Source organism: Pseudomonas sp. GM25 (assembly GCF_000282255.1).
GTDB lineage: Bacteria > Pseudomonadota > Gammaproteobacteria > Pseudomonadales > Pseudomonadaceae > Aquipseudomonas > Aquipseudomonas aphyarum.
Window position 1 is genome coordinate 1 of the sequence record NZ_AKJQ01000012.1, and the last position, 25,512, is coordinate 25,512.

The 25,512-nt window shown below is 59.9% G+C and carries 26 protein-coding genes; 18 read left to right on the plus strand and 8 right to left on the minus strand.

Features of this window, described 5'->3' with window-relative positions; translation table 11 throughout:
• On the plus strand, positions 1-1,016 hold a 1,016-nt coding region (locus PMI24_RS05060), incomplete at its 5' end, for a lipoprotein-releasing ABC transporter permease subunit (RefSeq protein WP_007951606.1).
• 30 nt (positions 1,017-1,046) lie between these two features.
• Here PMI24_RS05060 and PMI24_RS05065 read toward each other — a convergent pair.
• Positions 1,047-2,387: a heavy metal sensor histidine kinase gene (locus tag PMI24_RS05065; RefSeq protein ID WP_007951607.1), complete on the minus strand. Its 1,341-nt coding sequence runs from the start codon at positions 2,385-2,387 to the stop codon at positions 1,047-1,049.
• A complete protein-coding gene (locus tag PMI24_RS05070) occupies positions 2,387-3,067 on the minus strand; it encodes a heavy metal response regulator transcription factor (RefSeq protein WP_007951608.1) in 681 nt (226 codons plus the stop codon). The genes PMI24_RS05065 and PMI24_RS05070 overlap by 1 nt, the downstream gene beginning before the upstream one ends.
• Before the next feature lie 154 nt (positions 3,068-3,221).
• On the opposite strand from PMI24_RS05070, the gene copI reads away from it, so the two are divergent.
• Positions 3,222-3,755: a copper-resistant cuproprotein CopI gene (gene copI / locus PMI24_RS05075; RefSeq protein WP_007951609.1), complete on the plus strand. Its 534-nt coding sequence runs from the start codon at positions 3,222-3,224 to the stop codon at positions 3,753-3,755.
• 61 nt (positions 3,756-3,816) lie between these two features.
• The gene (queF, locus tag PMI24_RS05080; protein WP_007951610.1) at positions 3,817-4,647 is read left to right on the plus strand and encodes an NADPH-dependent 7-cyano-7-deazaguanine reductase QueF; all 831 of its coding nucleotides are present in this window, start codon (positions 3,817-3,819) and stop codon (positions 4,645-4,647) included.
• A 63-nt stretch (positions 4,648-4,710) separates the two neighbouring features.
• On the opposite strand, the gene PMI24_RS05085 is transcribed toward queF, so the two are convergent.
• Positions 4,711-4,974, minus strand: a complete 264-nt coding sequence (locus PMI24_RS05085) for a DUF4404 family protein (RefSeq protein WP_007951611.1) — start codon at positions 4,972-4,974, stop codon at positions 4,711-4,713.
• Positions 4,975-5,082: 108 nt separating this feature from the next.
• Positions 5,083-5,703, minus strand: a complete 621-nt coding sequence (locus tag PMI24_RS05090) for a hypothetical protein (protein ID WP_007951612.1) — start codon at positions 5,701-5,703, stop codon at positions 5,083-5,085.
• 185 nt (positions 5,704-5,888) lie between these two features.
• Here PMI24_RS05090 and PMI24_RS05095 point away from each other — a divergent pair, with 185 nt between their 5' ends.
• From PMI24_RS05095 to rssC, 3 genes are all read left to right on the plus strand, one after another.
• Complete coding sequence (locus tag PMI24_RS05095) at positions 5,889-6,578, plus strand: MlaA family lipoprotein (RefSeq protein ID WP_007951614.1); 690 nt, start codon at positions 5,889-5,891, stop codon at positions 6,576-6,578.
• A 322-nt stretch (positions 6,579-6,900) separates the two neighbouring features.
• The gene (rssB, locus tag PMI24_RS05100; protein ID WP_007951615.1) at positions 6,901-8,082 is read left to right on the plus strand and encodes a two-component system response regulator RssB; all 1,182 of its coding nucleotides are present in this window, start codon (positions 6,901-6,903) and stop codon (positions 8,080-8,082) included.
• The gene (gene rssC, locus PMI24_RS05105) at positions 8,082-8,564 is read left to right on the plus strand and encodes an anti-sigma factor antagonist RssC (RefSeq protein ID WP_003226553.1); all 483 of its coding nucleotides are present in this window, start codon (positions 8,082-8,084) and stop codon (positions 8,562-8,564) included. The genes rssB and rssC overlap by 1 nt, the downstream gene beginning before the upstream one ends.
• 73 nt (positions 8,565-8,637) lie before the next feature.
• Here rssC and tal read toward each other — a convergent pair whose 3' ends face one another.
• Positions 8,638-9,564, minus strand: a complete 927-nt coding sequence (gene tal / locus PMI24_RS05110; RefSeq protein WP_007951616.1) for a transaldolase — start codon at positions 9,562-9,564, stop codon at positions 8,638-8,640.
• A 190-nt stretch (positions 9,565-9,754) separates the two neighbouring features.
• Complete coding sequence (locus tag PMI24_RS05115) at positions 9,755-10,699, minus strand: hypothetical protein (protein ID WP_007951617.1); 945 nt, start codon at positions 10,697-10,699, stop codon at positions 9,755-9,757.
• Positions 10,700-10,990: 291 nt separating this feature from the next.
• Here PMI24_RS05115 and PMI24_RS05120 point away from each other — a divergent pair, with 291 nt between their 5' ends.
• The 8 genes from PMI24_RS05120 to PMI24_RS05155 are packed head-to-tail and all read left to right on the plus strand — an operon-like array spanning position 10,991 to position 20,465.
• Positions 10,991-11,431: a low molecular weight protein-tyrosine-phosphatase gene (locus tag PMI24_RS05120; RefSeq protein WP_045121663.1), complete on the plus strand. Its 441-nt coding sequence runs from the start codon at positions 10,991-10,993 to the stop codon at positions 11,429-11,431.
• Positions 11,432-11,469: 38 nt separating this feature from the next.
• Entirely contained in the window at positions 11,470-13,692 is a 2,223-nt protein-coding gene (locus tag PMI24_RS05125) for a polysaccharide biosynthesis tyrosine autokinase (protein ID WP_007951619.1), read from the plus strand.
• Between the two features lie 41 nt (positions 13,693-13,733).
• On the plus strand, positions 13,734-14,810 hold the full coding sequence (locus PMI24_RS05130; protein WP_007951620.1) for a glycosyltransferase: 1,077 nt from the start codon (positions 13,734-13,736) through the stop codon (positions 14,808-14,810).
• A gap of 14 nt (positions 14,811-14,824) precedes the next feature.
• Complete coding sequence (locus PMI24_RS05135) at positions 14,825-15,937, plus strand: polysaccharide pyruvyl transferase family protein (protein WP_007951622.1); 1,113 nt, start codon at positions 14,825-14,827, stop codon at positions 15,935-15,937.
• Positions 15,934-17,166, plus strand: coding sequence for a polysaccharide biosynthesis C-terminal domain-containing protein (locus tag PMI24_RS05140; protein WP_007951623.1), 1,233 nt, complete (start codon positions 15,934-15,936; stop codon positions 17,164-17,166). Before PMI24_RS05135 ends, PMI24_RS05140 begins: the two co-directional genes overlap by 4 nt.
• Positions 17,157-18,260: a hypothetical protein gene (locus PMI24_RS05145; protein WP_007951624.1), complete on the plus strand. Its 1,104-nt coding sequence runs from the start codon at positions 17,157-17,159 to the stop codon at positions 18,258-18,260. The genes PMI24_RS05140 and PMI24_RS05145 overlap by 10 nt, the downstream gene beginning before the upstream one ends.
• A 12-nt stretch (positions 18,261-18,272) precedes the next feature.
• A complete protein-coding gene (locus PMI24_RS05150; protein ID WP_007951625.1) occupies positions 18,273-19,316 on the plus strand; it encodes an acyltransferase family protein in 1,044 nt (347 codons plus the stop codon).
• Positions 19,317-19,328: 12 nt separating this feature from the next.
• Complete coding sequence (locus PMI24_RS05155; RefSeq protein WP_007951626.1) at positions 19,329-20,465, plus strand: SGNH/GDSL hydrolase family protein; 1,137 nt, start codon at positions 19,329-19,331, stop codon at positions 20,463-20,465.
• A gap of 3 nt (positions 20,466-20,468) precedes the next feature.
• Here PMI24_RS05155 and PMI24_RS05160 read toward each other — a convergent pair whose 3' ends face one another.
• Positions 20,469-20,876 (minus strand): hypothetical protein, encoded by a 408-nt coding sequence (locus tag PMI24_RS05160; protein WP_007951628.1) that lies wholly within the window; start codon positions 20,874-20,876, stop codon positions 20,469-20,471.
• 47 nt (positions 20,877-20,923) lie between these two features.
• Positions 20,924-21,757 (minus strand): UTP--glucose-1-phosphate uridylyltransferase GalU, encoded by an 834-nt coding sequence (galU, locus tag PMI24_RS05165; protein ID WP_007951629.1) that lies wholly within the window; start codon positions 21,755-21,757, stop codon positions 20,924-20,926.
• A gap of 380 nt (positions 21,758-22,137) precedes the next feature.
• Here galU and galE point away from each other — a divergent pair, with 380 nt between their 5' ends.
• From galE to PMI24_RS05185, 4 genes are all read left to right on the plus strand, one after another.
• Positions 22,138-23,154, plus strand: coding sequence for a UDP-glucose 4-epimerase GalE (galE, locus tag PMI24_RS05170; protein WP_007951630.1), 1,017 nt, complete (start codon positions 22,138-22,140; stop codon positions 23,152-23,154).
• A gap of 227 nt (positions 23,155-23,381) precedes the next feature.
• Complete coding sequence (locus tag PMI24_RS05175) at positions 23,382-23,618, plus strand: hypothetical protein (RefSeq protein WP_003226528.1); 237 nt, start codon at positions 23,382-23,384, stop codon at positions 23,616-23,618.
• Positions 23,619-23,708: 90 nt separating this feature from the next.
• Entirely contained in the window at positions 23,709-24,824 is a 1,116-nt protein-coding gene (locus tag PMI24_RS05180; protein ID WP_177323239.1) for a polysaccharide biosynthesis/export family protein, read from the plus strand.
• Positions 24,825-24,835: 11 nt separating this feature from the next.
• Positions 24,836-25,501: a YjbF family lipoprotein gene (locus PMI24_RS05185; RefSeq protein WP_007951632.1), complete on the plus strand. Its 666-nt coding sequence runs from the start codon at positions 24,836-24,838 to the stop codon at positions 25,499-25,501.
• Positions 25,502-25,512 lie beyond the last annotated feature (11 nt).

A 25,512-nucleotide genomic window follows, 5' to 3' on the forward strand; every position in this document is an offset into this window, starting at 1 on the left:
GCCAGCCAGTGGCTGCCGCCGCGATGAAGAACCCGGAAGTGACGGCTGCCGTGCCGTTCACCGAGATGGAAGGCATGCTGTCCTACAAGGGCATGATGCAGCCGATCCAGATCAGCGGCGTCGATCCGGCCCAGGAAGGCAAGGTATCGATCGTTGCCCAGCACATTGTTCAGGGCCGTCTCGATGCCTTGAAGCCTGGCGAATTCGGCGTAGTGCTCGGTGAAATCACTGCCCGGCGTTTCCGTCTCAATGTCGGCGACAAGATCACCCTGATCGTGCCGGAAGTCAGCACCGCACCGGGCGGCATCACCCCGCGCATGCAGCGGCTGAACGTGGTCGGCGTGTTCAAGGTCGGTGCCGAACTCGACGGTTCCATGGGCCTGATCCACGTCTCCGACGCCGCGACCATGCAGCACTGGGAACCGAATCAGGTGCAGAGCGTGCGTCTGGCGGTGAAGGATCTGTACGCCGCACCGAAGGTTTCGTCGGACATTGCCACCGGCCTCGGCGCCGATTTCAAGGCTGATGACTGGACTCACACCCAAGGCAGCCTGTTCAGTGCGATGAAGATGGAAAAAACCATGATCGGCTTGTTGCTGCTGATGATCGTCGCGGTGGCGGCGTTCAACATCATCGCGACCCTGATCATGGTGGTGAACGACAAGGGCGCGGACATCGCGATCCTGCGCACCATCGGCGCCACGCCACGACAGATCATGGCGATCTTCATGGTGCAGGGCACGGTGATCGGTATCGTCGGTACCATCATCGGTGGCGTACTGGGCGTGATTGCCGCGCTGAACGTCAGTGAGATGGTGGGCTGGGTCGAGCGCGTGACCGGGCAGCACATCTTCAGTTCGGATGTGTACTTCGTCAGCAACCTGCCATCGGAGTTGCAGGGCGGCGACGTGCTGCTGATCTGCTCGGCGGGCTTCATCCTCAGCTTCCTGGCCACGGTTTACCCGGCCTGGCGAGCGGCGAAGATCGAACCGGCGCACGCGTTGCGCTATTCGTAAGTTCCCTCATTGAGGCCGGCATTGCCGGCCTCAATCGTTTTTCGGCAACTCAATCACAAACCGCGTCCAGCCCTGAGCCGATTCGCAATGAATCTGCCCGCCATGGGCCCGGATGATCGACTGAGTAATTGCCAGTCCCAATCCCGCATGTTCGCTGCTGCCTTCCTGTCGCGCCGGATCCGCCCGGTAGAAGCGGTCGAACAAGCGCGGCAACAACTCGGCAGAAATCCCCTCGCCACTGTTCTCCACATTCACCCTCAAGGATTTCGCCTGATCGGCCACCCGCACCCGCACTTCGCCGTTAGCAGGGGTAAAGCGCAGCGCGTTATCCAGCAGATTCGACAGCGCCCGACGCAACATCGCGCGATCACCCGCAAACTGCCCCGCACCCTCACGACTCAGGCTGACCTGAGCGTCTTCGGCCAGCGGCGCAAAAAACTCCAGCAACGCATCGGCTTCTTCCGCCAGCTCCAGCGGTTCACGCTTGGGCACCAGCAAACCATGGTCGGCCTTGGCCAGGTAAAGCATGTCGTTCACCAACTGCGCCATCCATTGCAGCTCTTCGAGGTTGCTGTGCAGCGCTTCGCGATAGTCTTCGAGGGGGCGAGGGCGGGTGAGAGTGACCTGGGTGTGGGTCAGCAGGTTCGACAATGGGGTGCGCAGTTCATGGGCGATGTCGGCGGAGAACGCTGACAGTCGCTGAAAAGAGTCATCGAGGCGTCCGAGCATGGCGTTGAAGCTGTGGGCCAATTCCGCGAGTTCTGCGGGCATCCGGGATTCCGGCAGTCGGGCATTCAGCGATTGCGCCGAAATCCCACGGGCCACCGCACTCATGCGGCGTAACGGGCGAAGACCGCTGCGGGCAGCCCAGGCGCCGAGCAGCGCGGTAGCCAGCGCCGACAGGCCGACGGTCAGCCAGATCAGATGCTGCATGCGTTGCAGGAAGTGCTGGTGGTGGGTGATGTCCAGCAGCAAGGTCAATTGCGGGGAATCCGGTTTTTCCGGTTCAAGCGCGGCGTTGAGCAGACGATAGTCCGTACCGTTGTCGTTGATGGTGGCCAGACCGGGTTGCTGCGGCAGGTTTGCCGGGGCATGCAACGAGCGACCTAACCAGCGCTGCCCCTCAGGGCTGCTGATGCGCAGCGAGACATCGCCCTGTTGGCTCAACTCATCGGTGATGTGTGCTGCGTCGCTACCACTCAGCAGTGTCTGACGTACGCTGAGCAGTTTTCCTTCGAGCAGTTGCTGGTCGAGCTCGATGAAGTGACCCTCGCTGGCCCGATTGAAAACGACCCCGGCGACCAGCGAAACCACTGCGGTGCAGCCGGCGAACAACAGCGCGAGCCGACTGCTCAAGGACAGTCGGCGCATCAGTCGGCACGCTCTTCAAGGACGTAACCCATGCCACGTACGGTGTGAATCAGCTTGTGGGGGAAGTCGTCATCGATCTTCAGGCGCAGTCGACGAATCGCCACTTCGATGACGTTGGTGTCACTGTCGAAGTTCATGTCCCAGACCTGCGAGGCAATCAGCGATTTGGGCAGCACTTCGCCCTGGCGGCGCAGGAGCATTTCCAGCAGGGCGAACTCCTTGGCGGTGAGGTCGATGCGTTGGCCGCTGCGTTCGACCCGGCGGCGAATGAGGTCCAGGCTAAGATCGGCCAGGCGCAGACTGGTTTCCTGAGGCGTGGAACTGCCGCGGCGCAACAGGCTGCGCACCCGCGCCAGCAATTCGGAGAAGGCGAACGGTTTGACCAGATAATCGTCGGCGCCCAGTTCGAGGCCGTGAACCCGATCTTCAACGGTGTCCTTGGCGGTCAAAAACAGGATCGGCGTTTCCAGACCGGCGCTGCGCACCGCTTGCAGGATCTGCCAGCCATTGCGACCGGGCAGCATTACGTCGAGGATCAGCAGCGCATAGTCGCCGCTCAACGCCAATTGCTGGCCGGTGGTGCCGTCAGCCACCAGTTCGGTGTTGAAGCCGGCCTCGGTCAGGCCCTGGCGCAAGTACTGGCCGGTTTTGGGTTGGTCTTCGACGATCAGCAGTTTCATGGGCGACTCGGGTTGCGGGAACGAGGACGTTATACCGTGGGCAAACGCGGTGAGCGCCAACCTGACAAAGTTGTAATCTGCCTGTCAGGTCGCTGCCAGCGCAGGCGGGCTAGAGTTTCCCACAGGCTGAACCTTGATTTGTTGGAGTACGACTATGTTTTTGCGTAACCGTCTGGCCCTTGCCGCGTGTCTGCTGGCGCTGAGTTCGCCGCTGTGGGCATCGCCGGCGCACACCTATGACTTCGGCCAGCCGGCCCCGGCGGCCAAGGCCACCCGCAGCATCGAAGTGGTGATGGGCGACATGAGCTTCGATCCGAAGGCGATCGAGATCAAGGCCGGTGAGACCGTTCGTTTTGTGCTGGTGAATAAAGGCCAGTTGCTGCACGAATTCAACCTCGGCGACGCAGCGATGCATGCAAAACATCAGCAGGAAATGTTGCAGATGCAGCAAAGCGGCATGCTGACGCCGACCGGCATGAAGGAAATGTCCCACGACATGGCGGGCATGGATCACGGCTCGATGGGGCATGGCATGAAGCATGACGACCCCAACAGCGTGCTGGTGGAACCGGGCAAGACCGCCGAGCTGACCTGGACCTTCAGCAAAGCGGTGAACCTGGAATTTGCCTGCAATATTCCCGGGCATTACCAGGCCGGAATGGTCGGCAAACTGACTGTCAGTCAGTAAGCACTCAAAGGCGGGAGCAAAGGCTGGTAGAATCCCCTGATTCTTCAGTCAGGTTTCCGCCATGCATCCCGCAGCCGAACATTCGCCGCTGGGCAAATCCAGCGAATACATCGCCACGTACACGCCGTCCCTGCTGTTCCCGATTCCGCGCACCGCGAAATGGGCCGAGCTGGGCCTGACCGCCGAAACCCTGCCGTATAAAGGCGTGGATTTCTGGAACTGCTTCGAGCTGTCGTGGCTGCTGCCGTCGGGCAAACCAGTGGTGGCGATCGGTGAATTCAGCATTCCGGCGGATTCGCCGAACATCATCGAATCCAAGTCGTTCAAGCTGTACCTGAACTCGCTGAACCAGACGCCGTTCGCCGACATCGCGAGCCTGGAAGCGACGCTGGTCAAGGACTTGTCCGCTGCTGCCGGCAAGCCGGTGGGCGTGCGGGTTCGCAGCCTGAAAGACGTCGAAGCCGAGGGCGTTGTAGCGTTGCCGGGTGTGTGCATCGACGATCTGGACATCAGCGTCAGCAACTACGAGCATCCGCGTCCTGAACTGCTGCGCTGCGACGATTCGCGCGTGGTGCAGGAGAGCGTGCACAGTCATCTGCTCAAATCCAACTGCCCGGTGACCAGTCAGCCCGACTGGGGCAGCGTGGTGGTGGAATACCGTGGCGCGGCGCTGGATCACGCCAGCCTGCTGGAATACATCGTCAGCTTCCGCCAGCACTCGGACTTCCACGAGCAATGCGTGGAGCGGATCTTCCTCGACCTGCAGCGCCTGCTGAAACCGGAAAAACTCACGGTGTTCGCGCGTTATGTGCGCCGGGGCGGGCTGGACATCAACCCGTACCGCAGCACTGAAAGCGTGCAACTGCCGAACCACCGTCTGGTTCGTCAGTAACCCGCCTCGTGGACATGAAAAAGCCCTGCCAGTGATGGCAGGGCTTTTTTGCATTCGCGGGTTTCAGATGCCCATGCTGTGCAGGGTAGTAGCAATGTTGCGCAAAGTACCGGCGATGGTTGGGTGCTCGAGTTCAAAGCGTTCGACCGCCAGGTTCACACCATCGGCGATACTGTTTTCCTGAGTGGACTGTTCCAGTTTTATCTCGGATTCGATCTGCGCCATCAGGTCGTGCAGATGTTCGCGCTCTTCTTCGGTGAGCGGCGGAGTCTGATCCAGTTGCTCGCGCAGGGCATTGAGCTGTTTTTGCAGTTCTTGAGCGGGCATGGTTGTTTCCTTTTATCGAGAGGCACTGGCATAGACCGCAGCCGTGCGCCAAAGGTCTATGGCTCTCCTTAAGACTAATCCACTCTTGGCCAACCTGCATGATCCCGGTCAGGGCTTTTCGCCTTTGAGGCGACGCAGGCTGATGTCCGCCAGACAAGTGTCGAGCTCGCCCAGATGATCGATCACCGAGTGCACGCCCAGGCCGAACAGTTGCACGGTCGCCTTGCCGCGCAGTTGTTCACGCTCCTTCTGGCTCAGGGCCTGCCATTCGCTGGGCGCCAGGCCGCACAGTGAGCCGCAGGACGCCAGGCCAATGGTCCACAACCCGGCATTGAGGCCCGATTGCAGCAAGCGCGGTTCGCCGCTGACCAGCACGCAACCGTCGAGGCGATCGACATTCAAGCCCATCAACGCTTGCCAGCAGGCATTGGGCGCCGGCCACGGATTGATTGTTGCCGAATGTTGCGACGGTTTGATCCAGTCAGGCAGCGCCGATGACAGTACCTGAGTGCAGGCCGCGGACAGCTCATCGAGCCAGGCACAGGGGATTTGTTGGCGCTGCAGGCTGCGCAGGCTGTCGAGGGCGCCGGGTGTGACGTCGGCGTGTTCCGGGCCGACGCTGGTGTGATGACGGGCGCGGGCGCCGAAGTCCACCAGACAGCCGCTGAGTCCGAACAGCACGGCGGTCAGCGTCGGTGCCGCGAGGGGCAAGGCTTCGGCTTGAGGCATGGAAAACGTCCCTGAAATAGCGATCAGGCTAGGCAACATCGGTGACAGTTGCATGACAGGCCAATGACGAAGCGTCCTACAGAGGGATTCACCGGGGAACTGCCTAAAGCGGCGTTTCCGTCTTATACTGACGCACTTATCGTCGCGGCCCAGGTGCTGCGTCCGTACTATCCAAGGAGTTTTCTATGCGCTGGAGCCATCCTCTTGCTCAGCTTTGTGTATGTGCCAGCGTGATGCTGGTGCCGTTCGCCGCTCAGGCCGCAACGGAAGAAGACCCTTGGGAAAGCGTCAACCGTCCGATCTTCCAGTTCAACGATTTCGTCGACACCTATGCGCTGAAGCCTCTGGCGCAGGGCTACGAATTTGTTACTCCGCAATTCCTGGAAGACGGCATCCACAACATGTTCCGCAACGTCGGTGATGTCACTAACCTGGCGAACAACATTCTTCAGGCCAAGCCCGCTGCCGCTGGCGTCGACACCGCGCGCCTGATCTTCAACACCACTTTCGGCCTGCTCGGTTTCTTCGACGTCGGCACCAAAATGGGCCTGAACCGCAGCGACGAAGACTTCGGCCAGACCCTCGGCTACTGGGGTGTTGGCAGCGGTCCTTACGTGATGTTGCCGCTGATGGGGCCGAGCACCTTGCGCGACGCGCCGTCCAAGTACGTCGACAGCTACACCGGCCCGTACCGCTACATCAACGATGTGCCGGTGCGTAACTCGATTTTCGGCCTGAACATCGTCGACACCCGCGCCAGCCTGCTGTCGAGCGAGAAGCTGATCAGCGGCGACAAGTACACCTTCATCCGCAACGCCTACCTGCAGAACCGCGAGTTCAAGGTCAAGGACGGGCAGGTTGAAGACGATTTCTGATCTCGATTGATCGGCAGAAAAGGGCGACCGCGAGGTCGCCTTTTTTGTGGGCGCGTCCAATGATTGGGTTACGGTTGAAGCCGTTCTTATAACTGCGAGTGATTTGACAAACAAAGTCTCCAAGCGACCATCGGCGCATGCTTGAAACGCTCGAAGGATGGGAGTACCGTCTGCGCCTTAGAAGGGCACCTCTGGTGCAACCGTGTGCGGGGCAAACGCTCCGAAGCGGTGCAGCAGAGAGGCTAGAAAGCGAATCCAGTAGTCTGCGCCGGGCCGTTGCCCCGCCTGCTACGCCAACCTAATTCTGGCGCCGTTTGCCCACATGCCAAAAACCAGTGCCACGCTGCTGATAATCGATGATGACGAAGTAGTGCGCGCGAGCCTCGCGGCCTATTTGGAAGACAGTGGTTTCAGCGTCTTGCAGGCCAGTAACGGCCAGCAGGGTCTTCAGGTATTCGAGCAAGACACGCCCGACTTGGTCATCTGCGATCTGCGCATGCCGCAGATGGGCGGTCTCGAACTCATCCGTCAGGTCACTGAGCGGTCACCGCAGACACCGGTGATCGTGGTCTCGGGCGCCGGCGTGATGAACGACGCGGTCGAGGCCCTGCGCCTGGGCGCGGCGGATTACCTGATCAAGCCTCTCGAAGATCTGGCCGTGCTCGAGCACTCCGTGCGCCGGGCCCTGGATCGTGCGCGTCTGCTGCTGGAAAACCAGCGCTACCGCGAGAAACTGGAAAAGGCCAACCGCGAACTCGAAGCCAGCCTGAACCTGCTCCAGGAAGACCAGAACGCCGGTCGCCAGGTGCAGATGAACATGCTGCCGGAAAGTCCGTGGGCCATCGACGAATTCAGGTTTGCGCACCAGATCATCCCGTCGCTGTACCTGTCGGGTGATTTTGTCGACTACTTCCGGGTCGACGAGCGCCGGGTGGCGTTCTACCTGGCGGATGTATCGGGTCATGGCGCTTCTTCAGCGTTCGTCACCGTGCTGCTGAAGTTCATGACCACGCGCTTGCTGTTCGAATCCAAGCGCAACGGCACGCTGCCGGAATTCAAGCCTTCGGAAGTCCTCGGTCATATCAACCGGGGGCTGATCAGTTGTAAGCTGGGTAAACACGTCACAATGGTCGGTGGAGTCATCGACGAGGAGACCGGTTTGTTGACCTATAGCATCGGCGGCCATCTGCCGTTGCCTGTGTTGTACACGCCTGACAGTGTTCGCTACCTCGAGGGGCGCGGTCTGCCCGTGGGGCTTTTCAACGAAGCCACCTACGAAGACCACGTGCTCGAGCTGCCACCGACGTTCAGCCTGACGCTGATGTCTGATGGCATTCTGGATCTTTTGCCAGAACCCACACTCAAAGAAAAAGAAGCCGCCTTGCCCGAACGGGTCAAGTCGGCGGGCGGCAGCCTGGATGGTCTGCGGCAGGTTTTTGGATTGGCCACGCTAGGGGAGATGCCGGATGATATCGCCCTGTTGGTGTTGAGCAGGAATCTTTAATGAGTACCGGTAGAATCCAGTTCGCCGAGCAGGACGGCACCTTCGTCCTGAAGTTCGTCGGTGAAGTTCGCCTGACCCTGTGTTCGGCGTTGGATGCGACTATTGAAAAAATCTTCACCGCGCTGAATTTCAACGCGATCGTGATCGATTTGACCGAAACCCGCAGCATCGACAGCACCACCCTGGGCCTGCTGGCCAAGCTGTCGATCCTGTCGCGGCAGAAGGTCGGCCTGCTGCCGACCGTGGTCACCACCCACGAGGACATCACCCGTCTGCTGCAATCGATGGGTTTCGAGCAGGTGTTCAATATCGTCAACCATCCCGTGCCGTGCCCGGAATGCCTCGATGACCTGCCGGATCAGGATCAGTCGGAAGAGGTGGTGCGGATCAAGGTGCTCGAAGCGCACAAGATTCTCATGGGCCTGAACGACTCCAACCGCGAAGCCTTCCATGACCTGGTGAATGCCCTCGAACGGCACTGATCAGCCAGACCGCGAGGCACAAAAAAGGGCGAACCTGTGAGGGTTCGCCCTTTTTGCGTTTGCGCTCGGCCGATTACAGCTTGGCTTGCAGCAGCGCCTCGAGTTTTTCCTGGTCGCGGGCAAACTGACGGATGCCTTCGGCCAGTTTCTCGGTGGCCATCGCGTCTTCGTTGGACAACCAGCGGAATTGCGCTTCGTTGAGGCTCAGGCGCGCTTCGCCGGCATGGCCCGGAGCGAGTTTGCGTTCCAGCTTGCCGGTGTCGGCTGCCAGTTTCTCGATCAGGTCCGGGCTGATGGTCAGGCGGTCGCAGCCGGCCAGTTGCTCGATCTGGTTGAGGTTGCGGAAGCTCGCGCCCATGACCACGGTCTTGTAGTCATTGGCCTTGTAGTAGTTGTAGATGCGCGTCACGGACTGCACGCCCGGATCGTCGGCACCGGTGTAGTCGTTGCCGTTGGCCTTCTTGTACCAGTCGTAGATGCGGCCCACGAACGGCGAGATCAGGAACACGCCGGCATCGGCGCAGGCCGCGGCCTGAGCGAAGGAGAACAGCAGAGTCAGGTTGGTCTGGATGCCTTCCTTTTCCAGGATCTCGGCAGCACGGATGCCTTCCCAGGTCGAGGCGATCTTGATCAGCACGCGGTCACGGCCGACGCCGGCCTTGTCGTATAGCTCGATCAGGCGATGGGCACGCTTGAGCATCGCGTCCTTGTCGAACGACAGGCGCGCATCCACTTCGGTGGAAATGCGGCCCGGAATGACCTTGAGGATTTCCTGACCGACCGCGACGCCGAAACGGTCGCTGGCCAGGCCGACATCGCCCTTGCAGTCGCGCACGCTGGCGTTCAGCAGTTCGGCGTAGGCCGGAATCGCGGCTGCCTTGAGCAGCAGGGACGGGTTGGTGGTGGCGTCGACCGGTTTGACCCGGGCAATCGCTTCGAAGTCGCCGGTGTCGGCCACGACGGTGGTGAACTGTTTGAGTTGTTCCAGCTTGGAAGTCATGAGCGTGCTCTGTCCTATGGGTCTGGTGACATTACCCGAGCGTCGGCAGCCACTCAAGGGCATGTCGGCGTATCGAGCGCCCCGCTGACAACAACCTGAAAACGGCTGTTTGAAAGGCGGGGCGCGTTATCGATCAATACGATGCCAAAAAGGACCACAGGTTCAAAGCAACCGACCCGTTGCGCAGCGCCTATTCGGCGTTGAGCTGGGTCGAGGCCGCCGTTTGTGCCGGTTTCGACTGCCCGTCGGAGGTCAGCAGGCCGAAATTCTTCTCCCGGTCGTTGCTGCCCGACTCGCTGTTCTTCCATTCGTAAATCGACGTCAGCGGGATGTTGAGTTTTTTAACATCGGCAATGAACGCAGAGATTTTACTGGCTTGCCCTTCCGGCCCGCCATTGGAGGCGAGCGCCGAGATGCCCCATTCACTGATAACGCCCGGCAGATGGAAGTTTTGCTGGATGAAGGTCTGCGCGTTGCTGATCTGCGTCGCGGTCATGCCGTAAGGGTGATAGGAAATGGCATCCAGGCACTGCGGATAAGTGCCGAGGATGCTGTTGAGTGCCACGGTCGAGGCAGAGCCGGCCGTCGGCGGGCGGGCGAAACCGAATCCCACCAGGGGCGTCGATTGCGGCTTGCCTTGCAGCGTCTTGCACATGGCCGTCATGAACGGCACGAAGGTGTTTTTGAAGTCTCCGGTGGGCCAGTAGGTGTCGAGATCCGGCTCGTTCCAGATTTCGATCCCCACCAGTTGTGTGCTCCAGGCTTGCTCAAGCCCGGTCACCGCGTTGGCGAACGCTTCACCGGCGGTTGTCAGGTCACCGGTCAACGGTTTGGTGGCGCGCACGGTCATCAAGACCGGCAAGCCAGCGGAGCGAGCCGCCGCGAACGCATCGCTGATCTGTTTCTGATAGGCCTTGGCGCCGAGGCTGTCGCTCCACACGCCGAAGCGCACAAAGCTGAATCCGGCCGCTTTGATCTGCTCGGCGTCGGCCGGGGTGAAGTTCTGGATCTTGACCTGAACGCCGATGGTTCGGGCGGGAAGTGACGGGAACAACGCGCTGGCGTGAACCTGCGCGGTAGCACTGAGCATCAACAGGGCGGCGGCACCAAGATGTTTGAGATGTGCTGATTTCATGTCTGCTCTCCTGATGAGAATGACATCTAGCCAATAGTTATCTCGTTGCCTGTATTTCGATGACGAAGAGGGCGCGAAGTGCACGAATGTTATTTTTTGTCGGAAAACGTTCGCCCGAAAATCACAGTTATTTTTAGTCCGGTAATTCTGGTTGGGGGACTTTTAGAGGCCGTGGTACTTAATGCACCGGTATTAACGGGTGAATCTATTTCCGAGTGAAGGAAGGTCTTGCGGGTTCATTCGAATGTGCAAGGCATGTTGGCCGATTGACATTACACGGGAAAGTAAACCTTGTTCAAAAAGATTCTTGTCGTTTGCGTAGGCAATATCTGCCGAAGTCCGACAGCGGAACTTCTGTTGCGCAATGCACTGACACCTTCGGCGATCAGCGTGACCTCCGCAGGCCTGTCTGCACGGGTCGGTGAAGGCGTCGAGACGAATGCGCGCCAAGTGCTGGAAGACCATGGGCACAGTGCCGAAGGGTTCAAGGCGCGGCAACTGACAGCGGACATCGTCAATGAATCAGACCTGATTCTGGTCATGGAAAAACAACATGTTAATCAAGTACTGAAGATTGCCTCTCACGCCAGGGGCAAAGTGTTTCTGCTGGGCAAGTGGCAGAGCGAACGAGAAATACAGGACCCGTATCGTCAGGGGCAAGCCGCTTTTATTCATGCCCATGCATTGATTGAAGATGCTGTTAGCTCATGGGCGCAACGCCTGGCGCGTTGATGAATATTCTTCAGTTCAGTGAATGGTAAGAAAGACTTATGCAGTTACCGTCAGTAATCGGCACCCGCGACAACGATCAAGACAGTATTGATCTTCTCGGCATCTTCGGCAGCCTGATCGATCAGAAATGGTTGATCGGTGCGTTCACCGGCGCGTTCATGATGACCGGTGTGGCCTATGCGATCTTGGCCACGCCGGTGTATCTGGCCAACGCGCTGGTGCAGGTCGAACCGAAAAAGAACGACATGCTCGGTTTTTCCGACCTCAACAGCATGCTCGGCGGGCAATCGCCGTCGGTGACCGAAATCGGCATCATCAAATCCCGCGCGGTGATCGGCAAGACGGTCGACGATCTGCGCCTGGATATCGACGTTACCCCCAACACCTTTCCGTTGATCGGCGGCTTTCTTTCCCGGCGCTATCGCGGCGAGACCGAACTCAGCGTCGCACCGCCGCGTTTCGGCCTGAGCAGCTACGCCTGGGGCGGTGAACGCCTTGAGTTTGCCAAGCTCAATCTGCCCAAGGAACTGCTGGGCAAGAAACTCACCCTGATCGCCGGCGAGCAGCATCGCTTTCAGCTGTTGGACGACAACGACAACCTGCTGGTCGACGGCGTGGCGGGCGAAGCCTTCGCGCAGGACGGCGTGGAAGGGCAGGTCGCGCAACTGTTGGCCAACCCCGGGACCCGTTTCGAAGTGGTGCGCTACCCACGAATCGTGACCATTCAGGGTTATCAGGACGCACTGGACATCTCCGAGCAAGGCAAGGAATCGGGGATCATCCGTTTGGCTCTGGCCAGCAGCGACGCCGCCGAAGCGGTGAAAATCCTCAACAAGATCGCTTCGCTGTACGTGGATCAGAACGTACGCCGTACCTCTGCCGAAGCCGCGCAGAGCCTGGCCTTCCTGCAAAGTCAGTTGCCGCAGGTCAAGCGTGATCTGGCCAAGGCCAGCGATGCGCTCAACGCCTACCAGACCCACGGCAAGACCGTGAACATCTCGCTGGAAACCCAATCGGTGCTCGGCCAGTCCGTGGCGCTCGAAACGCGGATTTCCGAGCTGAAACTGCAACAGGCGGAGATGGACCGCAAGTTCACCAAGCAGCATCCGGCCTATCGCGCGCTGATGACCCAGATCGGTGAACTGACCCAGCAACAGCGCTCGCTGGAAGGCAAGGTTCAGGACCTGCCGGCCACGCAGCAGGAATTGCTCAACCTGACCCGCGACGTCGAAGTCGCCTCGCAGATCTACACCCAGTTGCTGAACAAATCCCAGGAGCTCGACATCATCCGCGCCGGTGCCGTGGGTAACGTGCGTCTGGTGGATACGGCCGATGTCGACCTGACCAGTCCGGTCAAACCGAAAAAAGCCCTGATTGTGCTGATCGCCACTTTCCTCGGCGCCTTCGTCGGCGTGGCACTGGTGCTGTTGCGCAAATCCCTGAGCAAGGGCCTGGAAGGGCCGGAAGCGATCGAACAGCTCGGCTTGCCGGTCTACGCGTCGATTCCCTACAGCGCCCTGCAACAGGAAGAGGACAGCAAAAAAGTCCGGGCCAAAGTCGCGGCAGATACACCGGCGTATCTGCTGGCCCTGCGCAACCCGACGGACCTGTCCATCGAATCGATCCGCAGCCTGCGCACCTGCCTGCACTTCGCGGCGCTGGATTCGACCAACAACCGCATCATGATTTCCGGCCCGAGCCCGCAGGTCGGCAAGACCTTTGTCTCTTCCAACCTTGCGGCGGTCATGGCGCAGAGCGGGCAGCGCGTGGTGCTGATCGATGCCGACATGCGCAAGGGGCATCTGCACAAGACCTTGAACACGCCGATCACCAACGGCTTGTCGGATCTGCTGGTCAAGCGCTGCACCCTCGATCAGGCGATCAACAAGGTCGAAGTCGACAACCTGCACTTCATCAGCCGTGGCCAGGTTCCACCGAACCCTTCCGAGCTGTTGATGCACGCCAATTTCCGCGAACTGCTGGCGCAACTCAGCGAGCGCTATGACGTGGTGATCATCGACACGCCACCGCTGCTGGCGGTGACCGATGCGGCGATTGTCGGTCGCGAAGCCGGCATCAGCCTGATCGTCGCGCGGTTCGGGGTGAACCCGGCCAAGGAAATCGAAATGACGATCCGTCGTTTCGCCCAGAACGGTATCGAGTTGAAGGGCGCGGTGTTCAACGGCGTCGAGAAGCGTGCGGCCAGCTATTACGGCAACGGCAGCTATTACAACTACGAATACGCGTCCGACCAGTCCTGAATTTCAGCGACGGTCCTTACAGGCATGAAAGTGGGTGGGTTGTGAAAAAAATACTGCACGTGGCGGAAACGATCAAAGGTGGGGTGGCGACGGTCATCCGCACGATTTCGGCGGCTCCGGAAGACGGGCGCTATGAGCTGGTGTATCTGGTCCCGCTCGACCAGAAGAAAGAACTGCACGGCATCGATGCACAGCAGATCCGCACCTTCGCCCGAAGCGGGCGGAACGTGCCGTCGCTGCTGCGCTTTGCCTGGCAACTGGCGCGGGTCCTGCTCAAGGAAAAACCCGATGTCGTGCATTTGCACAGCACCTTTTCCGGGGTGATCGGCCGCTGCGTGTGCGTGCTCCTGCGGCCGTGGCGCAAGCCGAAAATCGTCTACTGCCCCCATGCGTTTTCGTTCCTGATGGAAAGCTCGCCGATCAAGCAGAAAGTCTATGCGGGGATCGAGCGGGTGCTGCAGAAGGTCACGGACACGATCATCTGCGTCAGCCAGTTCGAACTGGACAAGGCCGCAAAGTTTGGCATCGAACGCAAGCGCATGACGCTCATCTACAACGGCATCGATCACAAGGATGACGAACGCAAGATCGTTGATCCGGCACCGATTCATCTGCTGTTTGTCGGTCGCCTCGACTACCAGAAAGGCTTCGACGTATTGCTCAAGGCTTACAGCGAAGCAAAACGCAGCGACCTGAAACTGACGGTGGTGGGCAGTGCGGTGAACGAGGACGTCGTCGAATGTCCGCCGCTGGAAGGGGTGGAATACCTGCCCTGGGTGACGCCAACCGAGGTGCACGCGCTGTATCAGAAAGCCGATGCGCTGATCGTGCCGAGTCGCTGGGAAGGCTTTGCCATGGTGCCGCTGGAAGGCATGGCGCTGGGCCTTCCGGTGATCGCCAGCGACTGCACGTCGTTGCCCGAACTGGTCACCCATGGCGTGTCCGGTTACGTGTTCCCCGCCGGTGATCACCAGGCGTTGGCCGATCGGCTGAAGAAAATCCAGAAGCCTGCGTTGTCGGCCCTCGGCATCGAAGGTCGGCGCATCGTCCGCGAGCGTTTCAGCGCCGCGTTGATGATCCGCCAGACCTACGACGTGTATTCCGCTCCCTCTTATTAAGTAGAACTCCGCTCATGAACGTAACGATTTTGCATGGCTACAGTGCCTCCAACTCCGGCGATGGTCTGCTGGTCGATCTGGCCATTGCGCTGGTGCAGCGCAACTTTGGTGAAGACACTGCGATCAGTGTCGTGGCTTCCGATCCGGACTCTTTCAAATACCTGCCGCACCCGCGCTTCGACGCGCCGGTGATGGCGGCCAAGGGCCTGGGCCGAGTCAAAGAAGCGGTGTTCCTCAACCAGTCCTACGCGGGGCTGGCGGATCTGTTGAAGAAAACCGATCTGATCGTCGGCGTCGGCGGCGGCTATATGCGCTCGAAAAGTGCCTTCGAGCACATCAAGCTGAAACTCGGCCACGCCAAGCAGCTGGAAACCGCGATCCTCAGCAAAGTGCCGTCGGTGTACCTGCCGCAAAGCATCGGGCCGTTCCACGGCGACAGCGACAAGATCGTCGGACATTACGCCAGCGCCGACGCGGTGTTCGTGCGCGATAACCGTTCCTCCGCGCTGTTCGATGCCTGTGAAAATGTCTACCGCGCACCGGACCTAGCGGTGCAGGCCCTGGCCGGCAAGATCCTTCAGCAACCCAAATTCACCCGCTGCGCCTCGACGCCGGCCACGGTGTGCGTGGTACTGCGCAAACCACCGGCATGGAGCAAGGAAAAGAAGCTCGCCTACGTGGCCAACCTGAAGGTGCTGCTGCAGCGTTTGAAGAACAAAAGTAAAGTGGTCTGCGCCGTACAGAGCGCCGTGCGCGGTAACGACGACGGCGCGTTCTATCGCGAACTGGGCATCACCGAAGACCTGCTGCCGTTGAAGGCAACGCTGGCCAAATACCAACCGGACCTAGTGATTTCCGTACGCCTGCACGGCGCGATCGAATCGCTGCTCTCGGGCGTGCCGGCGTACCACATCAGCTACGAACGCAAAGGCTTCGGCGCCTATCAGGACATGGGCGTCGAGGACTGGGTCATCAACGGCGGCGACATCAATGTCGACACCATCATCGACACGGTTTACGCGCCTGACGCGCTGTCGAATTTCGGCAAACGCCTGACCGACACCTGCCGCGAGATCGAGGCGAAAACCGTGGCCATGGACGACATCATCAAGGGCGTCATTCGATGATATTCCGGCTGTTGCTGCGGGGCGGGGCACTGGGCGCGAAGTTCTTGCTGGTGCTCGCCATCACCCATTACCTCGGTTACGAGGCGCTGGGTTTTTACGGCGTGGTGGTCGCGGCGTCGTTGATCGCGTCGAAGTTCTACAGCGTCGGTTTCAGTTCCGAGATCAACCGGCTGATCAGCGTGGGCGGCAGTTCGCGCCGGGTCGTGAACAAGGTGCTGCTGCTGTACCTGGCCGTGGGGCTGGCGTTGTCGGTGCTGACGGTGGTGATTTATTCACTGTTCCAGTCGGTGGAGGCGACCACCGCGCTGATCGCTTGCGTGACGCTGGTACTGCTCACCGAACACCTGTCGTTCGAGATCAACTCGTTCGTGTTTTCCGCGCAGAAAGCCACGGCGGGTGCACTGCTGTTCTTCATCAAGACCGGGCTCTGGGCGCTGCTGGCCGTGGGCGGAATGGCGCTCGGCTGGGTGTCTGGAATCGCCAGCGTGCTGTGGCTGTGGGTCATCGCCAACGTGCTGGTGATCGTCGCCGGTTACCTGATTGTGGTGAATGTTCATCGCGGGCGGGAAGAGGGGACGCTGGCGACGGCGGCCGTGTGGAAAGCCGGGTTGCCGTTTTACCTCGGCACTGGCCTGATCGCGCTAAGTCAGTACGCCGAACGCTTTCTGATCATCGATCTCGAGCCCTACGCCAGCCTCGGTAAATACGTGTATGCGTGGTCGGCAGCCAACACCTTGCAGGCGCTGTCTTACGCGGTGGTGGCGGTGGTTGGCATTCCGCTGCTTGCCAAGCGCTATCAGGCCGATCAGCAACCGTTCACGGTCCGGCAGTTGTTCGTGAACAAATGGGTCGCACGTTCGCTGGTGGTGTCGGCGGCGGTCGCGGTGGGCATTTATCTGTTCTTCAACGTGGTGCTCGATTACGTCGCCACCAGCGTTCCGCGTCCGGACAACGGCATCCTCGGCGTGCTGATTTTCTCCTTCGCCCTGCGCGCCATTGGTGACATCGTCTGGGGCGGGTTGATCGCCTCGAAAAACAGTCGGGTGTCCCTCGCCAGCGCGGCCATTTGCCTGCTGGTTTCAGTGCCGGTCAGTTACCTGCTGATCAAGCATTATTCGATCTACGGTGCGGCCTGGGGTAACGTCTTTGCGATCATCGTGCAGCTCGCCGTGATTGCGCTGCTGACTCGTGCCACGCGCGCGAAAAAGGCTGTCGTGTCATGGGCCTGAAACTGCCGTGCATCGAGTTTCGCGGCCGCCGACTCGATTCCTCGCTGTCGTTCCTGATCCTGTTCACCGGACTGTTTCTGTCGGTGGCGATGCCGCTGCTGATTCCCCGCGATCCGGGCCCGGATGCGATGACCTTATGGTCGTCTTACGCCCGGGCCGACAACTGTAATTTCTGGAACCCGTTCTCGCCGGATCGCTCGTCCTACGAGTGTTCGGCGTTCCTGCTGCGGCCCACCGGGATCAACCTGACCAACGCCTGGGCCTACGGGATGTTCTGCAACTTTTTCCTCACGGCGATTCCCGTAGTGGTGTTCCGGCGCATGCCGCTGACCATCTTCGGAACCCTGTGCCTGTGGGGCATCGTGCGTTCGTTTTTTCTGGAAAACCTGACCAAGGAAATCATCGTGTCGGTGGCGGTGCTGAGCATTCTGTTCAGCTCGCTGACGCGTAAATATCGCGGCGGATTTTTCCTCTCGGCGGTGATCTACGGCGTGCTGATCCGGCCGTACTGGATTCTGTTTTCGCTGTCCTGGGTCGGCGTCTGCGTGATGAAGAAATACGTCTCGCGCACCACGTTCTTCCTGATGCTGTTCCTGTTCTATCTCGCGGTTGCGATGGCGATCCAGCTGGCGCTGGGCTTTCCGGTGTCGTCGATTCGCGCCAGCAACAACGAACTGCGCACGGCGGGCGAAGAGGGTTCCAAATCGCTGATCGTCTCGTGGCTCAGCGGCAGCGACTTCGTCTCGCAGGCCCTGGACTCGATGATCATTTTCTTTCGGTTGTCGTTCCCCGTTGAGCTGATCCTGCTGTCCGGGCCGGGTCAGGTGATCTTCGTGGCGTTGATGATCATGACCGCGCTGCTGCTGTTCAAAGTCATCACCTCGACCGATTACAAGGGCGCGCCGATCCAGACCAAACCCAAGGAACTGATCGCGATTCCGCTGGCGTTCCTGCTGGTTCAAGGCTTGTTCGAACCGGACTTCGGTTCGTTCGCCCGGCACTTTTCGATGGTGGTGCCGGTGCTGTTCGTGGGCCTGGGTTTGATGCTGCGGGCGAACAAACCAGTGAAGGTTGAATCAAGAATTCTGAATTGAGGCGGGTGCTTTATGTCGAGCAAGAAAAAGTCCCTGGAGATCGAAACCCTGCGTGGCCTGGCGTGCCTGTTGCTGGTGCTCTATCACGTGATCGGGCCGTTGGGCGGTGGTTTGAAAATCGACATCGGCTCGCCATTCCGGGTGATCGCCGATTCGATGGTGTACGTGCGCATGCCGCTGTTCACCTTCATTTCCGGCTACATCTATTCCATCTACAAGATTCGCGGCAATGACTTTTCCGCGTTCTTCAGCGGCAAGGTGCGGCGGCTGATCGTGCCGCTGTTTTGCGTGGGTGTGCCGTTCTCGGTGTTGCAGGCGGTCGGGCCGGGCGTGAACAAGGACGTCAGCGTGATGGATGCGCTGTTGTCGTTCTATGTGCCGATCAACCACTTCTGGTTCCTGCAGGCGGTGTTCATCATTTTCATGTTCGTCGGCCTGCTGGAATGGCGCGGTTTGCTGCGCACGCCAACACGCCTGTATCTGTTGTTCGCGTTCGCCGCGGCGGTGTTCCTGTTGCCGCCGTTTCCGCTGGACGCATTCGGTATCAACGGGGCGATTTATCTGTTGCCGTTCTTTGTGGCGGGCATGATCGGCCAGGAGAAAGTCAGCGAGCTGAAGCAGACGTTCAAGGTGATCGGCCCGTTGGTGTTTGTGCTGATCTCGCTGACGCTGCTGTACGTGGCGTCGGTGGACCGCGAGCTGATCGTCGACCGCCGCAGCCTGATCGGCCTGACGGTGGGCTGCGTGTCGTGTATCGCGCTGCTGTCGAGTGACATGCGCTCGAAGGCGCTGACCTGGCTCGGCGGTTACTCCTATGCGATTTTCCTGTTTCACGTTTTGTTCGCCGCCACGTCGCGTTCGATCCTCGGCCGCTTGGGCGTGAAAGACGAAAGCGTGCTGGTGTTCTGCGGCGTGACGTGTGGCTTGCTCGGGCCGGTGCTGTTGTCGATGATTTTCAGTCGGTTCAACTTCACCTCCGTGCTGTTTCTTGGCGAACGTGCCGCGACCAAGAAGAAACCGGCGGCGACCATCGCGCCGGTGGCGCAGACCCGATGAAGGAAGCGATTCATGCTGGCTGTTGATGATGTGCCGCCGGTGGTGCAAATCGGCGACGCTCGCGAGCGGTTTGGCCAGTGGCGCGAGGGCAAGGCCGGCAAGGTGTTGTCGATCTCGGTGATCGGCGACAGCTACAGCGCCGGGCAGGATTTCTACCTGAACAAACTGGTGCAGCGCGTGGCCGGGGAGGTCGGGTTTGCCGGGCCGGGCTACGTCGGCTTCAACCACGGCGCAGCGCTGGGCGGCACGCATTTCAAGTACACCCGCAGCAGCGAGAAATACTTCGGCGGCGACTGGCAGGTGTCCGGCCTCGGTCAGGCCAGCCCCGACAGTCGCACGGTGACCGGCGGGCCCGGCGCCTGGCTGCAAGTCGAGGCGAGCCCGACGCCCGCCATCAACACCGCCGTCACTCAGGCGAAACTGCTCTACCTCGGCAACGGCGAGTCCAGCGAGTTGCGTTATCGCTGGTCACCCTCTGCCGACTGGCAGCCGTTGAAACTCGCAGGCGAGGGCGTTCAGGAAGTCCCATTGTCTGGCACATCCGCCGCGACCGATTGGGCTTTCAGACTGGAAGTAGTGAAGGGTGCGCCGACCCTGTTCGGCCTGTGGCTGAGCAACGATCAGGACGGGGTTCGGGTATCGAAACTGGCAGCGTCCGGCGCGGCGTCCGCTGATTTCTATCACGACGATGCCCGCTGGCAGGCGCAATGGAAAGCCGTGGTGTCGAAGATCCCCGCAGACATTTACCTGATCATGCTCGGTGGCAACGATCAGGGTTTTGGCGTGAAGCCCGAGCAGTATCTGCACAATGTCCAGGGTCTGGTCGGCATGCTCCGCGAGATTCAACCGGCGGCGAGCATCAACCTGATCCTGCGTCAGGACACCACCCGTTCCAGTGCCTATCCGATGTCGGCTTATGCGCAGGTCATCGAGCCCTGGGCCCGTGAGCAGCGTTTGGGTTACGCCAATCTGCAGTGCGCGTTCGGCACCGACGTCAAACGCTACGCGGCGGCCATGATCGGGCCGGACAAGATTCATCCGGTGCCGGCCACGGGTGGGCGGGTGATTGCCGATTACTTCTATCGTTGGGTCGTGGGCGGACAGCAAAAAGTCTCGCCACAGGACAGCTGTGGCGAGACTTCGAAGTAGCCATCAGTTGTCGAACAGATCCAGATGGCTCAGCAGCTCTGCGGTTTTCTGCGGCATCAACTGCGTCACGCAACGGGTTTCCACGTTGACGATGATCGCCGGGTCGTTGCAGCAGATCCGCACGCGAAAACGCCAGTCGCTGAAAATCACTTTCAGGCCGTCGCGGTCATCGACCTCCAGCGCCTGCTCGCCGTAGATCCGTTTCAGGTGGGCGAGCAGGGGATAGGGATCACGCATCGCTCGGCGTATGTCCCCGGACGAGGGAAACACGCCGAGGCGGTCGACCAGCAGCAGGGTGCCCAGCCACGGGCCATTGGCGCTGGGCAATGGCTGATGGCGGGATAACCAGCTCATCACCCCGAGGTTGTCCACCTCACGTTCAATCTCTGCGGAATGTTGTGCAATGTTCATGGTTGCCTCGTTGGATGTGCGTGCTGCAATGAATCAGTGGGGGCCGCTCAGCGGCCCTTCAGGTAAACGTTGTCGTAGCAGAAGTTGGTCGCCTGCAGGTAACCCTCGGCGTCGCCGCAGTCGAAGCGCAGACCCTTGAATTTGTAGGCCAGCACGCAACCGTTCTGCGCCTGTTTCATCAAGGCGTCGGTGATCTGGATTTCGCCGCCCTTGCCCGGCTCGGTGTCGGCGATCAGGTCGAAGATGTCGGGCGTGAGGATGTAGCGGCCGATGATCGCCAGGTTCGACGGTGCGTCTTGCGGGGCCGGTTTTTCCACCATGTGGTTGACCCGGTAGATGCCCTCGGAAATCGCCTCGCCGGCGATCACGCCGTACTTGTGGGTCTGGTCGCGCGGGACTTCCTGGATGGCGACGATCGAGCAGCGGAATTTCTTGTAGAGCTCGATCATCTGCGTGAGCACGCCGTCGCCTTCCAGGTTCAGGCACAGGTCGTCCGCCAGCACCACGGCGAAGGGCTCGTCACCGATCAGCGGGCGGCCGCTGAGGATCGCGTGGCCCAGGCCTTTCATTTCCACCTGACGGGTGTAGGAGAACGTGCAGGTGTCGATCAACTCGCGAGTGCCGGCCAGGAATTTCTCTTTCTCGGTGCCACGGATCTGGTGTTCGAGTTCGTAGCTGATGTCGAAGTGGTCTTCCAGTGCGCGCTTGCCCCGTCCGGTGACGATGGCCATGTGTTGCAGGCCGGCGTCCCGTGCTTCTTCAACGGCGTATTCGATCAACGGCTTGTTGACGATCGGCAGCATTTCCTTGGGCATGGCTTTGGTGGCCGGCAAGAAACGCGTGCCATAACCGGCAGCGGGGAACAAACATTTACGGATCATAAAAGTTTCCTGGTCATTCATGGCGCACTGCCATCGTTTATTGCAATAACGAAAGGTTGCAAGTTATTGAAGCTGTACTTTAATACCTGACTCGGGAGATGAGTGGCAAATAGCAATGAGTGTAAAACACGACAATGTTATGAGATGTCGGTTTGACAGTTATTGGTTATTTTTAGTCGGCATCCGTTGATAGTGATGAATGCGCGGGAGTGCTAATAAGTACCAGGCAATACAGTTTGGCTTGTAAAAATATTTATAGCCAGTGATTGAACTGTTTTTGTTTCTGGTTGTTGTCGCGCTGTTTGTGTGAATCAAGACACACATTAAACAAACAGCGCTTGACACGCGAGTTGGCACTTTTCCCACTTATGGACCGCGCTATGAAGATTCTGGTAACGGGTGGCGCCGGCTATATCGGCTCGCACACCACACTTGCACTACTTGAAGCAGGTTATGAAGTTGTAGTTCTGGATAATCTTTGCAACAGCAGCGACGCCGCACTGCACGCGGTGGAAGCCATTTGCGGCAAAAGTGCGCTGATGATTCGCGGGGATGTCTGTGACCGGGCCTTGCTGGACCGGATTTTCCAGCAGCACGCCATCGATGCCGTGCTGCATTTCGCCGGGCTCAAGGCCGTGGGCGAGAGCGTGCGCAAGCCGCTCGAGTACTACGAAACCAACGTCAGCGGCAGCATCACGCTGTGCCAGGCGATGGCAGCGGCGGGGGTGTTCCGGCTGGTGTTCAGCTCGTCCGCCACGGTCTACGGCGAGCCTGAGCAGATGCCGATCCGTGAGGATTTCCCGACCGGCAATCCGACCAATCCCTACGGTCAGTCCAAGCTGATCGTCGAGAACGTGCTGCGCGACCTGTGCCAGTCCGAACCACGCTGGAGCATCGCGCTGCTGCGCTACTTCAACCCGATCGGCGCGCACCACAGCGGCCAGATGGGCGAAGACCCCAACGGCATCCCCAACAATCTGGTGCCTTACATCAGCCAGGTGGCGGTCGGCAGCCTGAAGGAATTGTCGATCTTCGGCGACGATTACCCGACGGTCGACGGCACCGGCGTGCGCGATTACATCCATGTGGTGGATCTGGCGGACGGGCATTTGAAAGCCCTGCAATCGATCGCCGACCGCACCGGCATTCATACCTGGAACCTCGGCACCGGCGACGGCTACAGCGTGTTGCAGGTGCTGCGCGCCTTTGAGCAGGCCTGCGGGCAGCCAGTGCCGTTCCGGGTGATGCCACGGCGTTCCGGGGATATTGCCGAGAGCTGGGCCGACGCCTCCAAGGCGGCGAAGGAACTCGGCTGGAAAGCCACACGCAACTTGCAGGACATGGTCACCGACACCTGGCGCTGGCAATCGAATCATCCCCGGGGTTATCAGGGATGATGGCGTTTTAGTGCAATGTTAGTTTCAGTCAGGTTGTTAGATATCGTCGGGAAATTAGACTGGCAATGCCTTTTGCAAGTCCGTAGATATAAACCTGCCGTTCGACTTTTATCAGTTGGGTAAGACTGTGAAAGAACAACGGATCTTGTTCGCGCTTTTTGCGACTTGAACTCTACCACCTCTAACGAACACCCGATGTTCAGGTGCGATGTTAGAAAGGAGTTGATATGAAGAAAGTGATGGCGATCGCCCTGTTGACGATGTTGAGCAACTGGGCCTCCGCAGCTGAAGCGCCGCTTACAGCAGTGACCAATGTATCTGGCAGTGTCGCGGCTTCTACAGCGCCTGCTGCCAGTACTGCCATGGTCGCCAGTGCTGTAGCGGCGTCCAACAGTGGTGGAAGTGCCAACGGCGGTACAACGGGTACCACCGGTACCACGGGTACAACCGGCACGCACAACTAACTGAAGTATCTGTTGGTGCAGTACAAGGTCGCCCGACGAAAGTCGGGTGACTTTGTTTTTGGATTCGCCCTTGAATAGCGTAGTGCCATTATGACCCGTCGTTTTTCTCTTTTATTGTTGGCAAGTTTCGCTTTGCAAGGTTGCATGTTCTCCCCCGGCCAGTACCTGAGCACCAGTAGCATCACGCGCCAGGGCGCCAGCGAAAGCAGCCGGGTCGAGCTCATTCAGATCACCCCCAAGCTCATTGCCATGAACCGCGCCACGTACAAGCGTGAGTCGGTGCCGGCGGAGTTGTTGGCGACCCCGGCCGAATACCGCATCGGCAGCAACGATGTCCTGTACATCACGGTCTGGGATCACCCCGAGCTGACCGCCCCTTCGGGTGCGCAGCAGCAGATCGACGCCAACGGCCGTCTGGTGCGCTCCGACGGCACGTTGTATTACCCGTACATCAAGGAAGTCCAGGCCGCCGGCAAAACCATCCAGCAACTGCGCTCGGACATCGAGCAACGCCTCTCGGCGTTCATTGCCGAGCCGCAAGTGGATGTCGCGGTGCTGCGCTTCGCCAGCCAGAAAGTCGTGGTCTCGGGCGCCGTGGCCAAGGCCGGCCCCCAGGCCATTTCGACCAACCCCCTGAGTGTGGTCGAAGCCCTCGGTTCGGCCGGTGTCGATACCAACAATGCCGACTTGTCGGGGCTGATGCTGACGCGCAACGGGCGGGTCTATCCGCTCAATCTCGACGCCCTCAATCAGCAGGATTCCGAATTGCAGAACGTCTACCTCAAGGGTGGCGATCAGCTGTATCTGCCGTACAACGACAACAAGCGCATCTACGTGATGGGCGAGGTCAACCAGCCCCGTGCGCTGAGCTTCAAGACCGCCACCATGAACCTGTCCGACGTGCTCGGTTCGGTCGGCGGCTTGAGTCAGACCACCTCCAACGGCAACGCCGTGTACGTGATTCGAGGGGTCGAAAACCTCGATGTCGAGCCGGCAAAAATCTATCAGCTGGAAGCCGAATCGCCGACTGCCATGGCGCTCGCTTCGCACTTCGAAGTGCGGCCCCAGGACGTGGTCTATGTCGGGCCTGCCAACGTGACTCGCTGGAACCGCCTGATCAGCCAGTTGGTGCCGTCGGCATCGATTGTCGGGACGGGGGCTTCCGCTGCGAAGAACTGGAGCGAATACAGTAACAACAGCAAATAAGGCCGCCGACTGTGAAAACGTTGAAAGTGGGCGCGTGCCTGATGGCGGCCGTGTTGTTGAGTGGCTGCAATCCGCTGATGAGCGCTTCGTTGAACAACCTCAAGGCGTCGGTCATCGGACCGGATGACCTCGACGTGTCGGCGGAGCAGGTGGCCGGGGTCAAGTATCCCCAGCTCAAACTGACCACGCCGTCCGGCTCCGGGGTGCTGGCGCTGGTGCGCGAACGCGAGGATCTGCAGTTCTGGGTCGCCTCCGGCAAGCAGGTGCTGCTGATGCGCGACGGCCTGGCGATGCGCAGCATCGGTCTGGGCGCGGAGGGTGATCTGGACGGCACGCGTCTGTCCGATGACTCGCCGTTCAAACAGGGCCTGCATCGCATCACCGACGGCTACACCAGCCGCCGCTGGATCGACCTCTACAAGGGCCAGGAAGTCGGGATCATCCTCAACAGCCGCTTCTCCCGCCGCGCCCTCGAAACCCTCGAGATTCTCGACAAGGAATACACCGTGCTGCGTGTCGATGAGCAGATTGACGCGCCGGCCATCGGCCTGCGCGCGACCAATCGTTACTGGGTCGATCCGGTGGACGGTTTCATTGTGCAGAGTGAACAGCAACTGACCTCGCAGTTGCGCGTCAGGATCGTGCAACTGACCCCTGACCGCAGGCATCTCCCGTGAAGCGGCTCAGA